A 13,404-nucleotide genomic window follows, 5' to 3' on the forward strand; every position below is an offset into this window, starting at 1 on the left:
AAAACTATTTGGAAGCCGAGAGCAAGCTGTCCGTAATAAATTTAAGCTGTCCTTCCAACGATACCGGATCGTTATAAGTGTCCGACGATGGATCAAGCTGGAATACATGATTGGCTTTTACAGCAGGAAGGTTTTTCCATAGGGCATTTTCGTATACCTTATTGGAATCACTTGTGTCCCCGGACCACGGGCTGGTGAATATAATGTCCCCTGCATACTCCGGCAGCACTTCAATGGAGATGGAAGCCCAGCCAGTTCCGCTATCAATCGCTTCTGCTTGAGCCTTGGCTGGTGCCTTAAGTCCAAACTCGCCGTAAATAATCTCTCCCCCGCGTCCATAGTTATGACCGAACACATACAGTCCTTTGTCATACGGATTCAGAATAGATACAGTACGATTACCTACTGCTGCTTCTACCTTCGGTTTCAATTCGTTAATTTGAGCTTCCCACTTGCTTATCCAGGCTTTAGCTGCATCTTCCCTGTTTGTGAGCTTGCCCATCTCCAGCATCAAGTCTTTGTAATTGCGTTTACCATACTCGATCTGAACAACAGGTGCGATTTGAGACAGCTTATCGATGCCTTCTGTACCTGTGTACACCATAATCAAATCGGGTTTCAGCGCAAGCAGTTGCTCTGGCGTAGGCGGTTGTTCGCCTAAATCCGTTGTGCCTTGTGCAGCAAGCTGATCCTTGATGTATTTGTTTTTCATTGAGCCCGATGCTGCTCCAACTACTGGAGCATCTAATGCTACGAAATATCCCGTAGTGAAGGCTGTCAAATCCACAATCCGCTTTGGATTTTTCGGCACCTGAACTTCACCAGCGTCAGACGCAAATGAAACCATCTCATCTTCTGCACCTGCCCCCGTATTTGTCGAACCCTCTGTATTGTCACTTGTCTTGCTTTCGGCATCTGAAGATACATTAGTCTGATCTGCTCCATCTGTGGCTGTTTCCGAAGCAGATTGACCACATGCACTCAGGATGAGTACGAACACAAGTGCCATCATCATCCATATTAAACTTCTTTTTGTACTACGCAAAAATAACCCCACCTTTGTTGTATTGAATTCAATCAATGAATGATATTGATAATCGTTATCAACGATATCATGACTCTGGCCTTTTGACAATACTAGTTTCATATATTCATTCCAAACTTGCCATCTAGTGAGTTAAAAGGCTATCATCATTAGAGTGGATAGAGAGATTCAACTGAGAGATTGAACTGAGAGAATGTAAAGAAATGTTTTAAGGAGGACATGATGGATCAGATTATACTGTGGTTAAAGTACTTTTTTTTGGGCATTGTTCAAGGTGCAACGGAGCCGATTCCGGTCTCCTCCAGCGGCCATTTAATTATTGCCCAGCGGCTCATGGGGCTGAAGCAAAATGGCCTTTCGTTTGAAATTTTGACGAACACCGCCTCATTAATTGCGATTGTTTTTATTTTTCGGGAAGACATCATGAAACTGATTACCGGTGGATGGGGTTACTTAAGAACTCGCAAATCGGAATATCGGGCAGACTTTATGTTTTGCTTATATATCGTAATCGGTACAATTCCTGCTGCTGTTGCTGCTGTGCTGTTCAAAGATAAGATTGAGGATATTTTCTCATCTGTTTATACGGTCGCTGTTGCCCTGCTAATTACAGGTGTAGCGCTCTGGTTAATTCGTAATCTGCGCGGCCGCAAACAGGACGGCGATTTAAAAACGAAGGATGCTGTGCTTGTAGGACTCGCTCAGGCCGTTGCCCTTATTCCTGGCATCAGCCGTTCGGGTGCAACGGTTATTGCGTCCATTGCGGTCGGCATGAAACAGGAAACCGCATTAAAATTTTCTTTTATGCTATACATCCCGATCAGCATCGGCGGTCTGATTATGGGTGCATCTGATATCGCACATGATCCCAACCGCGCCCAGCTTGCCATCCCTTACCTGATCGCGTTTATCACTACATTGATCGTTACCTATTTCTCCATGAGATGGTTTATGGGCATTATGGCCCGGGGTAATCTCAAGTATTTTTCATATTACTGCTTTGCGGCAGGAACATTGTTACTTATTTTCTTATAAAAGATTCTCTATACACAGCAAAGGACAACCACAGCGGTTGTCCTTTTTCTGCTTCTTTACTTCAGCGATCCATAAGAAACTATGTCTCGATTTTCCATTAGGATTTGGCATATTGCAGAATCGCTGCTGCAGCTTGTACTCGAATCTGCTCGTTCTCGCTGTGCAGTGCACGTTGAAGTATTTCCAGTGCAGTATTGATTGTGCTTTGCTCAACTCTCGCTGATATATTGCCTGTTACCGTGTTGATTGCTGAGAGTTCTGTCGTTTCGGTTAATGCTGTGCCTGCTGCCCCCTCCGTTCCCCTAAGAGCCTGGTCCAGCTGAGCCTGCGTTACGGGCAACATAAATTGAGCAATAAATTTGGGCTCGCTCAGCAAGCTCTGCATATGTTCATTGATTTCCTCAAGCGGTACACGCCCAAGCCAGGTTACGCCCCTTCGGTGGCAGATCAAGTCGTCACTTGTTCCGATTGAATCGTCATAATAATAGTCACCGACGTCTCCGATGTACATCCATTCCTCATCCTTCATCACGACATAATCCCCGTCTTCAATCAGGTTGACAAAGGTATGTACCGTCTCCACCGCCTCGCTCAACTCTGCGCCAATAAGTTCATAACGCCGTTCCAGCTGTTCGGCAAAGCTCTCCATGGACACCTGCTCAAGATCACCAAGCACAGACCACGGAATGCCGATATAGTTATCTTCCAAATAACTTTTTACTTTATTGACACCATCTACAGTGGACTGAATATAAAACAGATTCATGAATGCACCCATCCCTTCTATCAAGCCATAAACCTATATAAGTTGAATCATTCAATTTAGACGTGAACGGAGAGGACAGAAAAAACCTGAAAAAGCGAAGCGGTCGCCTTTATCACCGGATTTTCCCTTTAAGAAAAGGGAGTCGAAAAAATCTGGGGATAACAGCGATTGGAAGGTTATTCTGTCATCGGAGTGGATTGTGTAAATTTTTAGGTCAACTTATATAGTTAACCACCGGAACATCATCATGTCCACTCTCTTCGATATAGCCACAAGCTATAGCTGGATATAATTTAATGGAATTACTTAATAGCCATACTTATATGATACCTTACTGTTAACACATTGCAGAGGGGTTATGTCAAATGACAAAAAGCAGCGTATTAGGATATCCGCGGATCGGAGCCGATCGGGAATGGAAAAAAGCACTTGAAGCATTCTGGGCAGGAAAATTGGAAGAAAATGAGCTTCACGCGAGACTACAGGAGATTCGTTTAGATCATTTGCGCAAGCAGCAAGCCAAAGGCATTGACCTGATTCCAGTGAACGACTTCAGTTATTATGATCATATTCTGGATACAGCCGTGATGTTTGGTATTGTGCCAAAACGCTTCGCTTATACCGGAGGTACTGTGCCTCTCTCCGTGTATTACGGCATCGCCCGTGGAACGAAAGATGCCGCAGCCAGTGAAATGACCAAATGGTTCAACACGAACTATCACTATATTGTACCCGAACTTAACGATGCTTCTCCTTCTCTGACCGAGAACAAACCGCTGATTGCGTACCTTGAAGCGAAAGAGAAGTTAGGTATTGAAGGTAAGCCGGTCATCGTTGGACCGCTGACCTTCCTGAAGCTCTCCAAGGGCTATGATGCAGCCGAAACCGATGCTTGGCTGGATCAGCTGGTTCCTCTTTACACCCAGGTATTGCAAGAACTTGCGGACGCTGGCGTACAGTGGGTACAGATCGATGAGCCCGTTCTCGTGACAAAATTGAATGACGGTGATGTACAGCGCTTGAACAAAATCTATGCTGCTTTTGCATCCGCTGTTCCGAACTTGAACATCCTGCTGCAAACATACTTCGAATCCGTCGAAAACTATAACGAAATCATTCAATTGCCAGTGCAAGGCATCGGTCTCGACTTTGTACACGGACTTGAAGGCAACCTGCAATCCATTCAAACGAGCGGTTTTCCAGCAGATAAAGTGCTTGGCGCAGGCATCATTGATGGACGCGGCATCTGGAAAGCCTCCCTTCAGGACAAGCTGACACTACTCCAAACACTTACTTCACTCGTTACACCTGAAAGGTTAATTGTACAGTCCTCTTCCAGCTTGCTGCATGTGCCTGTGACAACAGCAAAAGAAACAAAGCTTGCTGCTGAACTTAAAGAGGCACTCGCATTTGCGGATGAAAAGCTGGATGAGATCGTTATTTTGACCCAAGCACTCAAGCAGACCGATGCAGACATCACCGCTAAAATCAACGAAGCTGAGCTGAAGCTGCAAGCATTGCAGCGTTCAGGAGATCGTAATCGCAAGGCAGTACAGGAGGCTGTGGCTTCCATCCGCGTGCAGCAGCCTAATCGTTCACATCCATTTGAAGAACGTCATCTTGCCCAGCAGGAGAAATGGCAGCTACCCTTGTTCCCGACAACAACAATTGGCAGCTTCCCGCAATCAACAGAGGTCAGAAAAGCTCGCCAGCAATGGCGCAAAAACGAACTGAGCAATGAGCAGTACAGTGCCTTTATCCGTAATCAGATTGACAACTGGATCAGCATTCAAGAGGAGATCGGCATTGATGTGCTGGTACACGGTGAATTTGAGCGCACCGACATGGTTGAATTTTTCGGAGAGAAGCTGGCCGGGTTTGCCTTCACCCAATACGGCTGGGTACAGTCCTACGGTTCTCGCTGTGTGAAGCCACCGATTATTTATGGTGATGTCGAATTTACGAATGAGATGACCGTTGAAGAGACGAAATATGCTCAGTCGAAAACAGATCGCCCTGTTAAAGGCATGCTGACTGGCCCGATCACCATCATGAACTGGTCCTTTGTCCGGGAGGATATTGAGCGGGAAACAATCGCCTATCAATTGGCATATGCACTCAGACAAGAGGTTGAAGCGCTTGAAAAAGCAGGCATCGGCATGATCCAGGTGGATGAACCTGCCGTTCGTGAGGGCTTGCCGCTCAAGCAAGATCAACAAGCCAATTATCTGGACTGGGCCGTCAAAGCGTTCCGCATTACGACATGCACTGTACAACAAACAACCCAAATTCATACCCATATGTGTTATTGCGAATTCCACGATATGATCGACTCTATTGAAGCGATGGATGCCGATGTCATCTCCATTGAAACCTCGCGCAGCCATGGCGAGCTGATTCATAGCTTTGAAGAGAATACGTATGAGCTCGGTATTGGACTTGGCGTGTACGACATTCATAGCCCGCGTGTGCCAAGCGTCGAAGAAATGAGCAGCATGATCGACCGCGCTTTGCGCGTGCTTGATCCGAAGCTGTTCTGGATTAATCCGGACTGCGGTCTGAAAACGCGTGGACAGGAAGAAACCGTGGCTTCTCTGAAAAACATGGTGGATGCAACCCGAATTGCACGGGCAAAGCACGCTGCTTCTCCTGTTCTGAACTAGATAAGCTGAACAGCCGATGATTTATACGAACGTCTCAATAACAGAATAACCTGTAGAGTCACTGTTATACGCTAAACAGAAACACTTAAAAAGCCGGAATCCTGTATCATGCAGGATTCCGGCTTTTTAAAGATATACACGTTTAAAATCAGTCATCGAGCATATAATTCCTGTAAAAACAACTTTCCTGTTGTCATTGCAACGATGGTTTAGTTTGTTTTCTTTTAGACAGGGAGTTATCAAGCACTGTTGTTACAACGCCAATCACAAGGGCAAGCGCACCAATCCATGGAATATAGTTCAACAAGTTGTGGTCGACAGCAATACCCCCGATGCCAGCACCGGCAGCCATTCCAACTTGCCCGATCGCGCTATGCAAACTAAGTACAATGCCTGCAGCAGCGGGAGCAAGACTTATAAGCTGAAATTGAATGGGGGTCCCTGATGACCAGGCCGCTAGTGCCCAGAAAATCAGTAACACATATAGAAGAAAGACGGAGTGACCTATAAAAGGGAACAACAATAACGCAATGGCATGAAGCAGCATTCCACCAGTTAGTGTGCGGAATGTGCCCCATTTGTCTGTACTAAGACCTCCTATTTTGGCACCAAAAGCACTAGCGATACCAAATACAAACAGGGCTACCGTTACACCTTGATCACCCAGGCTAAATATATCAAGGAGATACGGCGAAATATACGTAAATAAAATGGAATACGCGCCTAACCACACGAACGTAATCAGTAACGCCGCTGCGATACGGGGCTGCATAATGAATTTAAACTGCTCACGCAAGGGAACAGCTTCTTCAGCAACAACTTTAGGTATCATGAGCATGGCCAAGAATAAAAGAATGAGTCCAACTACGCCAAGACCAATAAAAATGATGTTCCAATCATAATGGGAAGCTACAACCCTGCCTATAGGTACACCAATAACTAATGCCGTACTATTTCCCATAATAACAGTAGCAATGGAGCTGCCCTGCTTTCCTGGAGCAGCCAATACCGCAGCAAGCGTAAGGAGCGTAACTTGAAGAACACCTGCACTAAGTGCTGAAATAATTCTAGCGACGATGAGCATCTCATATCCTGATATCGTTGCAATTAAAATGTTAACAACAGAGAATACAGTTAAAGCATAAACCAAAAGTTTTTTTCGGTCTAATTTAGATGTAAAAGCAATTAAAAAAGGAGTACCTGCGCCAAAAGCTATAGAGAACACGGTAATGAGCTGTCCAGCAGACGAAACTGAGATGTTGCTTGATTCAGCAATTTTGTCCAGGATCCCGGCAATAACATATTCTGATGCTCCATTAAGAAAACTAATTACAGCTAATAAATATATTTTCCACATATTTTTCAACAATCGCACCTTCTTATTTCTGTATTTCTAGAAAAATAGATAAACCGAATATCCCTAACCAGATTTATTCTACATCCCGTCATCTGATACAAAACCGATTTCTATATAAAACCCTACTATTTATTAATAGCTAGAGACTTTCCCACAAAAAAAACAGCCCCTAATCGAATGGTTAGACTCATTTGTGTTCCACCTTTCAGTGTTAAATCCATAAGAGTTTCTCAAAAGAGTAATCCTGTTTATCAGACTGTAATACACTTTATTTGCACATCTTATGTTACTTTTGTTATTCAAATAAATATATACCTTTGAGTATTTTAGTTTGAATTAACATGAAATCACATTTGTTACTCAGATGTAACGTAGTGTTTTTTTTATTATGTAGAAAGAACACATTTTTTATTTTACTATTCAGCACCATGATAAAAACGGCAGCATTCCAGAGATGCTTTGGAATCACTGCCGTTATTAATAACACCAACTTAGACTTTGACACGAAATGAATTTGTAACACTTTGTTTTTTAAAGACAGGTGATGTATACTTCCTTAACAGGTTACCTATTCTTTTCATCGTGGTCTAAGGGAGTGCATATGCGTGTTCACCAGTGAGCAAATCTCAACCTATAACGAATTGGAACTATCTTTATATAACTATATTTCTCAAAACATGGAAAAAGTGGCGTACATGCGCATCAGAGAACTGGCCGATGAAACTCATGTATCTACAGCCACCATTCTGCGATTCTGCAGAAAGAATCAATGTGAGGGATTCTCGGAATTTAAAGTAAAACTCAAGATGCTCCTTTCTCAAAAAGATAAACTAACGAAGCAGGAGTTAAAAAGTCCACATCATGCTGTGTATGAGTTTGTTGAACGTTCTCAATCCCCTGAATTGGAGGAAAAAATTCGGGTGGCAGCAAAGTTAATTACCAAATCCAGCAGCGTTATTTTTATTGGTATCGGGAGCTCCGGAATCATGGGCGAATATGGAGCCAGATTTTTTTCAAATCTGGGGATCTGCTCTGTGTACATAAAAGATCCTCATTATCCTGTCCATACTAAAATGCAAAAAAACAGCGTGACGATTGCATTATCTACGCGAGGAGAAAACCCTTATGTTCTTCCTTATCTCCAACGGATCAAGCAGGAGAAACATAAAATTGTGGCGATAACGAACAATCGCCTATCCACCATGGCTAAAATTGCAGATGTAAGTATCCCTTATTATGTAAAAGAAGAGTATTACGAATCCACTAACATCACTACTCAGGTTCCTGTTACTTTCCTGTTAGAATGGTTGGGACGAGAAGTTTATAAACAAATGACGAATATAGAGTAAATGATACAACCAAATGATCCATTCCCATTTTACTAAATCAGAGCTTTTCCAGCGTTTCAGCGGACCATGCATCAACGTATTAGGTCATTCGTCACGTTGACTAATCCATGATTCCTCATTATAATTCGGACATCGAGAGCCTGGCAGACATGATTACCGTGAATGCATGGGAGAGCGATCTTTATACAAACTCAACTCTAAAGTGAAAGATGTGAAGAGATTATGATTAAGGAGAAGTTATACTACGGTAAAGATATCGAGGTCATGTTTAATTCCGATGTATGCATTCACTCCGGTATCTGCGTAAAGGGGCTCCCTGCCGTTTTTGATTTGAGCAAGCGTCCTTGGGTTGATCCCGATGGTGACACTTCGGAGGCTATTGCCCGGCATATTGACACATGTCCAAGCGGAGCATTGACGTATAAACTTCTGAACGATGAAGTCTCAACTAAGAAAGAGGATGAACATGCATAATGTAGAACATGAAGCTGCCAATAAAAGATTTGTTATTCAAGATAACGGCGACATTGCTGCGGTGATGACATATGTAATCTCAAGTCCAGAGCTGTACATTATTGATCACACATTGGTCGAAAATGCATACAGGGGACAAGGGCTTGGTGACGAGCTTATCAAAGCTATGGTGGAATACGCGCGGGAAAACGGTATTAAGATTTTACCTTTATGCCCCTTTGCCAAGGGCCGTTTCGAGCGTATCTCTGAATACGCAGATGTTCTCCATCAATAATATTTGCAGTTGATTTTTATAAGTGCAGAAAAAAAGTACAAAAAGCCTCCCTCGTCTGGGGGCTTTTTGTACTTTTAGCATTTGCTCTCATTTCATGTAGCGATAGTCTAGTAGATCCTTCAAGTTTGAGATTTTCTGTAGCAGCTTCTCCCCGACATTGGTTTCCTTCACCAGTTTCCGTTCCAGCTCTTTATCCACTAGTCTTTTTACAGACAATACGTCTGTTCCGTTGCATAACACATCTTCTTTTGAATTGAATTTTTGATGGGCGACAAGCTGCATGCCAAAAGAGTTGTAAAGCAAGGTATATCCGGCAATGCCTGTTGTGGATTGATAGGCTTTGGAAAAACCGCCGTCAATCACGATCATTTTTCCGTTTGCTTTGACAGGGCTCTCTCCACTGATTTCTTTGACTGGCGTGTGGCCGTTAATGACATGTCCATGATCCGGATTCAAATCGAACTCCTGCAAGATTCTTCGACAAATCTCTTCATTTTCACGTAAATGGTAATAAGGATTTTTTTTCTCCTTATGTGCTTCTTTTTCTTGAATAAAATAACGCTCAAAAGTGGTCATTTCTCTCTTGCCAAAGAGTGAGGAGCATTCTCCCGTCCAGATGTACCATACCATATCCGTCGCCAGATCGTCTGTCTCTTCCGGATGGGCAAAGGCGTAACGTAAATAATCCTCAAAAACATCAAGCAATTGACGACCTGCATAGGTCTTGTCTTCAATCTGCATTTCTTCCATATTTCCTTCTTCATCCATAGGAATACAGCCGTGGATTAACAAATTCCCGTTGTATTTTAAATAAAGGCTTCCCTTTTTCATGAGGAAATTCATATGTCTGGCCAGCTTTTCAGAATGCTGAACGGAGAACAGCAGTTTCTCCATTACTTGGCGTTCTTCCTCCAGCAATTGTTCAGGATTTTGCGGATTTACGGTTGAAAAACAGGTGTTTTCCAGCTGGTACGTTTTTCCGCAGATCGTGATTTCGTTTTTGTCGTAATCAATCTGCTCCAGCAAAAGTCTTTCAGACATATTAAAGTATGGACGTCTCTTGATAATCGGGCTTTCAAGTTTAAACTGGATCATGGCAATGGCTTGGTGAATTTTGGTGATCTGCAGAATTTCCTGCTCTGAACCGTTATGGCCAGCCTGCAGCTTAGGTCTGAAGGGCAGATTGTCTTCATAGTATTTCTCCGCCAGGTTTAGCAGTGGGCGCAGATTGATTCCGTATACATCTTCTATGATGTCCAGATTGTCGTATCTGGCGCAGATCCGGATAATATTCGCAAGGCAGACCAGAGAACCCGCGTAAGCACCGATCCAAAGGACATCATGGTTCCCCCACTGAATGTCTACAGAATGGTAATGGATTAGCGTATCCATAATTTTATCGGGGTCCGGACCCCGGTCATAAATATCTCCAACCACATGAAGATGGTCAACCACCAGGCGCTGGGTCGTATAAGCAAGGCCAATAATGAGCTTGTCTGCTTGGCCCAGAGAAATAATTTGCCGATATATTTCCTCATAATAAGGATCCTTATTGTTGGTCGAATCCGTCTTGTATAGAAGCTCCTCTACAATATATACATACTGCTCCGGCAGAGCTTTACGCAATTTCGAGCGCGTATACTTGGAAGAGGCATAAGAAATAAGCTTAAGCATGTGTTCAATCGTTTGTCTATACCACTGGTTTAGAGCCGTTTTATTGCTCAGTTCCCCTATAACCAGCTGTATTTTTTCTTCCGGATAATAAACCAATGCTGCAAAATCATTGATTTCCTGATCCGTCCATACTTCCCGGAATAATTCCTTGATTTTTTCTTTGACGGTACCCGAACCGTTTCGTAGTACATGCTGAAAAGCCTGGAACTCCCCATGCAAATCACTGACAAAATGCTCGGTTCCCTTTGGGAGATTGGAGATCGCTTCAAGGTTGATGATCTCTGTGATGATTTTTTCTTCGGTATCATATTTCTGGGCCAATAAATCTAGAAACTGCTCGTCCAAAACAGATGTCCCCCTTCAAAGAAGTTTGTGGTATTGATTTTATAGTAAGTTTCCAAGGGACTTTTACCTATATGATGATTATCAGCATTGTCCTCCCTAATCATACTCCAGTTCATCATATATGAACAAATTTCATCGAATGAATTTTGATTGAGACATTATTAATTTTAAAGAGCCGAATATCATTCAGGAGTTATCAGGGCGTGTCATGGTGGATATAACATCTTGAAGAAGAGGTTACGACTGAATAGATGAATGAGTATTGTTGGTATTGGTGCCCGGGGTCTTGTCTCGTTAATTTACTGATTGCTATTGGGTTGTTGTGATCTTCTTACATCAAGATCTCTATATGCTAATGAGGTGATGATCTACATAAGTTTAAGATACACGTACAAGTATACGTCCGAAAGTTTTGGAATGTAAAACTGTTGATACTGCCTCAGGGACCTCCTGAAGTGAAATTTCACGATCTATTAATTTCTCTAAAGTAGCGGGTTTCATTTCTCCGCCCATTTCTTTCCACAAATGATTTCTTTCTTCTTGTGGACAATAAACCGAATCAATACCTAACAAATTAACTCCACGTAAAATGAACGGCAGTACTGTTGTTGGAAGGTTGCTACCTCCAGTCAAGCCACTAACTGCAACTGAACCACCATACATAATCTTGCTTAAAACGGATGCAAGCTGCTGTCCTCCAACAGGGTCAACGGCAGCCTGCCAGAGCTGTTTATTTAGTGGCTTATTGCCAGCTTGTACTTCGTCACGAGTAATCACTTCTTTTGCACCAATAAGCTTTAGATAGTCTTCAGCTTGAGACTTCCCGGTACTTGCAGTCACGTCATAGCCTTTTTTATTGAGTATGGCCACTGCCACACCACCAACACCTCCAGTAGCTCCTGTCACTAGCACCTTTCCTTTTTGCGGCAGGACTCCGTTGTCTTCCAGACGTTTAATGGATAAAGCGGCAGTAAATCCAGCTGTTCCGTAAATCATCGCTTCCTTCAGAGTAAGATTCTCGGGAAGTGGCACCACCCATTCCCCGGGAACACAGGCGTACTCACTTAACCCACCGTAATGTGAGACACCTAATTCGTAACCTGTAACTATAACCTTTTGTCCTTCATGAAAGCGCGAGTCAGCGGAAGAAACGACATGACCTGATAAATCAATTCCGGGAACAAATGGATACGACTTCACAATTTTACCCTCTGGATCAGTGGCTAATGCATCTTTATAGTTAATACTGGAATAGGCGACTTTAATAAGCACATCCCCAGTCGGTAATTGCTCGAACGGGATCGTTTTCACAGTTACTGAAAACTCCTCTAGATTCTTTTCAACCAATAGAGCGTTGACGTTTGTTATCATAAATGTCCACTCCTTCTTTTATATTGATACGATATAAAGCTATTTAAGCATTTTTATTCTGACCGGTCAACTTTTTTTATACTCACATTTTATATATGGTATAATATAAGAAATTATGTATTCTCATTGTGTAACATATTACGTTTTAATTACGGAGGTTTTATGGCTCGTTATAAAAAAACTGAGGAAAAGAAAAATCAATTGCTTTATGCCGCTTTTCAAGCATTGTCAGATCTCGGTTATGATGCAGTTACTCTACAAATTATTTCAGATTATGCCAAGGTTAGTAAGGGAGTTGCTCACTACTATTTCGAGAATAAAGAGGCAATATTCATCGAATTACTTACATGGCTTACAGACAAAATTTTCAAAAAGGAATCATCAAGTATTGCTCTTGAAGAGAAAGCGATTCCAAAATTGCAATCATATATTCGTTCGGTATTCATTTCTCCAGAAGAAAATCGAAAATTCTATCGTGTATACCTGGACTTTTTAGCTAAAGCGAGTAGAAATTCAATCTACAGAGAAATAAACCAAAGATTTTATGACAATTGTAGTCACATTGGTTGCGAAATTATTACTATTGGACAAAAGGAAGGAGTTTTTAATCCACATTTATCTTCAAAAGAGGCTTCTAGAGAAATTCGGGCCATTATTGATGGGTACCTTATTCAATGGCTAATGATGGATCAAGATCAGCTTCATGATATCTACCATGAGGCATGTCTTGCTTCGATTTTAAAAATCTTAAAATAGGTAAATAAAAGTGAACTGTTTAGAAACCATCAGTGGGGGAATTGGAAAGAAGTACGTCGCTGGTCATAAATAACGAGATCAGTTTATTCGTATATGAACATATCTTTTGGTTGAGATAAAATAAAACCGATGGGGATTTTACATGTGTAGAGTTCCCATCGGTTTCTTTAATTTTAGGATAAGTTCGGTTGCAGTCAAACTGCCCTGACTCGTTCATTCGCATAATATCTATACCCACCTTCGCACACACCGTGCCATCTGCCGCTTGACCGCAATGCCTGGAACTTATCGTATG

Annotated in this window: 11 protein-coding genes; 6 read left to right on the forward strand and 5 right to left on the reverse strand. The window is 42.5% G+C overall.

Annotation, left to right across the window (positions count from 1 at the left end):
• Positions 1-4 precede the first annotated feature (4 nt).
• Positions 5-1,147, reverse strand: a complete 1,143-nt coding sequence (locus ACQSGY_RS03680; protein WP_427050707.1) for an ABC transporter substrate-binding protein — start codon at positions 1,145-1,147, stop codon at positions 5-7.
• Between the two features lie 120 nt (positions 1,148-1,267).
• Between ACQSGY_RS03680 and ACQSGY_RS03685 the strand changes: the two genes are divergently transcribed.
• Positions 1,268-2,080: an undecaprenyl-diphosphate phosphatase gene (locus tag ACQSGY_RS03685; protein WP_216513867.1), complete on the forward strand. Its 813-nt coding sequence runs from the start codon at positions 1,268-1,270 to the stop codon at positions 2,078-2,080.
• A 97-nt stretch (positions 2,081-2,177) separates the two neighbouring features.
• Here ACQSGY_RS03685 and ACQSGY_RS03690 read toward each other — a convergent pair whose 3' ends face one another.
• Positions 2,178-2,846, reverse strand: a complete 669-nt coding sequence (locus ACQSGY_RS03690; protein WP_427050708.1) for a hypothetical protein — start codon at positions 2,844-2,846, stop codon at positions 2,178-2,180.
• A gap of 365 nt (positions 2,847-3,211) precedes the next feature.
• Between ACQSGY_RS03690 and metE the strand changes: the two genes are divergently transcribed.
• Positions 3,212-5,509, forward strand: a complete 2,298-nt coding sequence (gene metE / locus ACQSGY_RS03695) for a 5-methyltetrahydropteroyltriglutamate--homocysteine S-methyltransferase (RefSeq protein WP_427050709.1) — start codon at positions 3,212-3,214, stop codon at positions 5,507-5,509.
• 193 nt (positions 5,510-5,702) lie between these two features.
• On the opposite strand, the gene ACQSGY_RS03700 is transcribed toward metE, so the two are convergent.
• Positions 5,703-6,866 (reverse strand): MFS transporter, encoded by a 1,164-nt coding sequence (locus ACQSGY_RS03700; protein ID WP_427050857.1) that lies wholly within the window; start codon positions 6,864-6,866, stop codon positions 5,703-5,705.
• A gap of 605 nt (positions 6,867-7,471) precedes the next feature.
• Between ACQSGY_RS03700 and ACQSGY_RS03705 the strand changes: the two genes are divergently transcribed.
• The 3 genes from ACQSGY_RS03705 (at position 7,472) to ACQSGY_RS03715 (ending at position 8,963) form a co-directional block, all read left to right on the forward strand.
• Complete coding sequence (locus ACQSGY_RS03705; protein ID WP_216513863.1) at positions 7,472-8,215, forward strand: MurR/RpiR family transcriptional regulator; 744 nt, start codon at positions 7,472-7,474, stop codon at positions 8,213-8,215.
• Between the two features lie 222 nt (positions 8,216-8,437).
• Positions 8,438-8,689, forward strand: a complete 252-nt coding sequence (locus ACQSGY_RS03710; RefSeq protein WP_184181457.1) for a (4Fe-4S)-binding protein — start codon at positions 8,438-8,440, stop codon at positions 8,687-8,689.
• Positions 8,682-8,963 (forward strand): GNAT family N-acetyltransferase, encoded by a 282-nt coding sequence (locus ACQSGY_RS03715; RefSeq protein WP_145330621.1) that lies wholly within the window; start codon positions 8,682-8,684, stop codon positions 8,961-8,963. The genes ACQSGY_RS03710 and ACQSGY_RS03715 overlap by 8 nt, the downstream gene beginning before the upstream one ends.
• A gap of 87 nt (positions 8,964-9,050) precedes the next feature.
• Here the strand turns inward: ACQSGY_RS03715 and ACQSGY_RS03720 are convergent, their stop codons facing one another.
• Both ACQSGY_RS03720 and ACQSGY_RS03725 read right to left on the reverse strand, forming a co-directional pair.
• A complete protein-coding gene (locus ACQSGY_RS03720) occupies positions 9,051-10,982 on the reverse strand; it encodes a fructose-1,6-bisphosphatase (protein WP_188592194.1) in 1,932 nt (643 codons plus the stop codon).
• 378 nt (positions 10,983-11,360) lie between these two features.
• Complete coding sequence (locus tag ACQSGY_RS03725) at positions 11,361-12,353, reverse strand: acryloyl-CoA reductase (RefSeq protein WP_427050710.1); 993 nt, start codon at positions 12,351-12,353, stop codon at positions 11,361-11,363.
• A 162-nt stretch (positions 12,354-12,515) separates the two neighbouring features.
• Between ACQSGY_RS03725 and ACQSGY_RS03730 the strand changes: the two genes are divergently transcribed.
• Positions 12,516-13,109 carry a TetR/AcrR family transcriptional regulator gene (locus ACQSGY_RS03730; RefSeq protein ID WP_248061869.1) on the forward strand — a complete coding sequence of 198 codons (594 nt, stop codon included), beginning with the start codon at positions 12,516-12,518 and terminating at the stop codon, positions 13,107-13,109.
• Positions 13,110-13,404: the final 295 nt, after the last annotated feature.

This window comes from Paenibacillus sp. TC-CSREp1 (assembly GCF_050171015.1).
GTDB lineage: Bacteria > Bacillota > Bacilli > Paenibacillales > Paenibacillaceae > Paenibacillus > Paenibacillus silvae.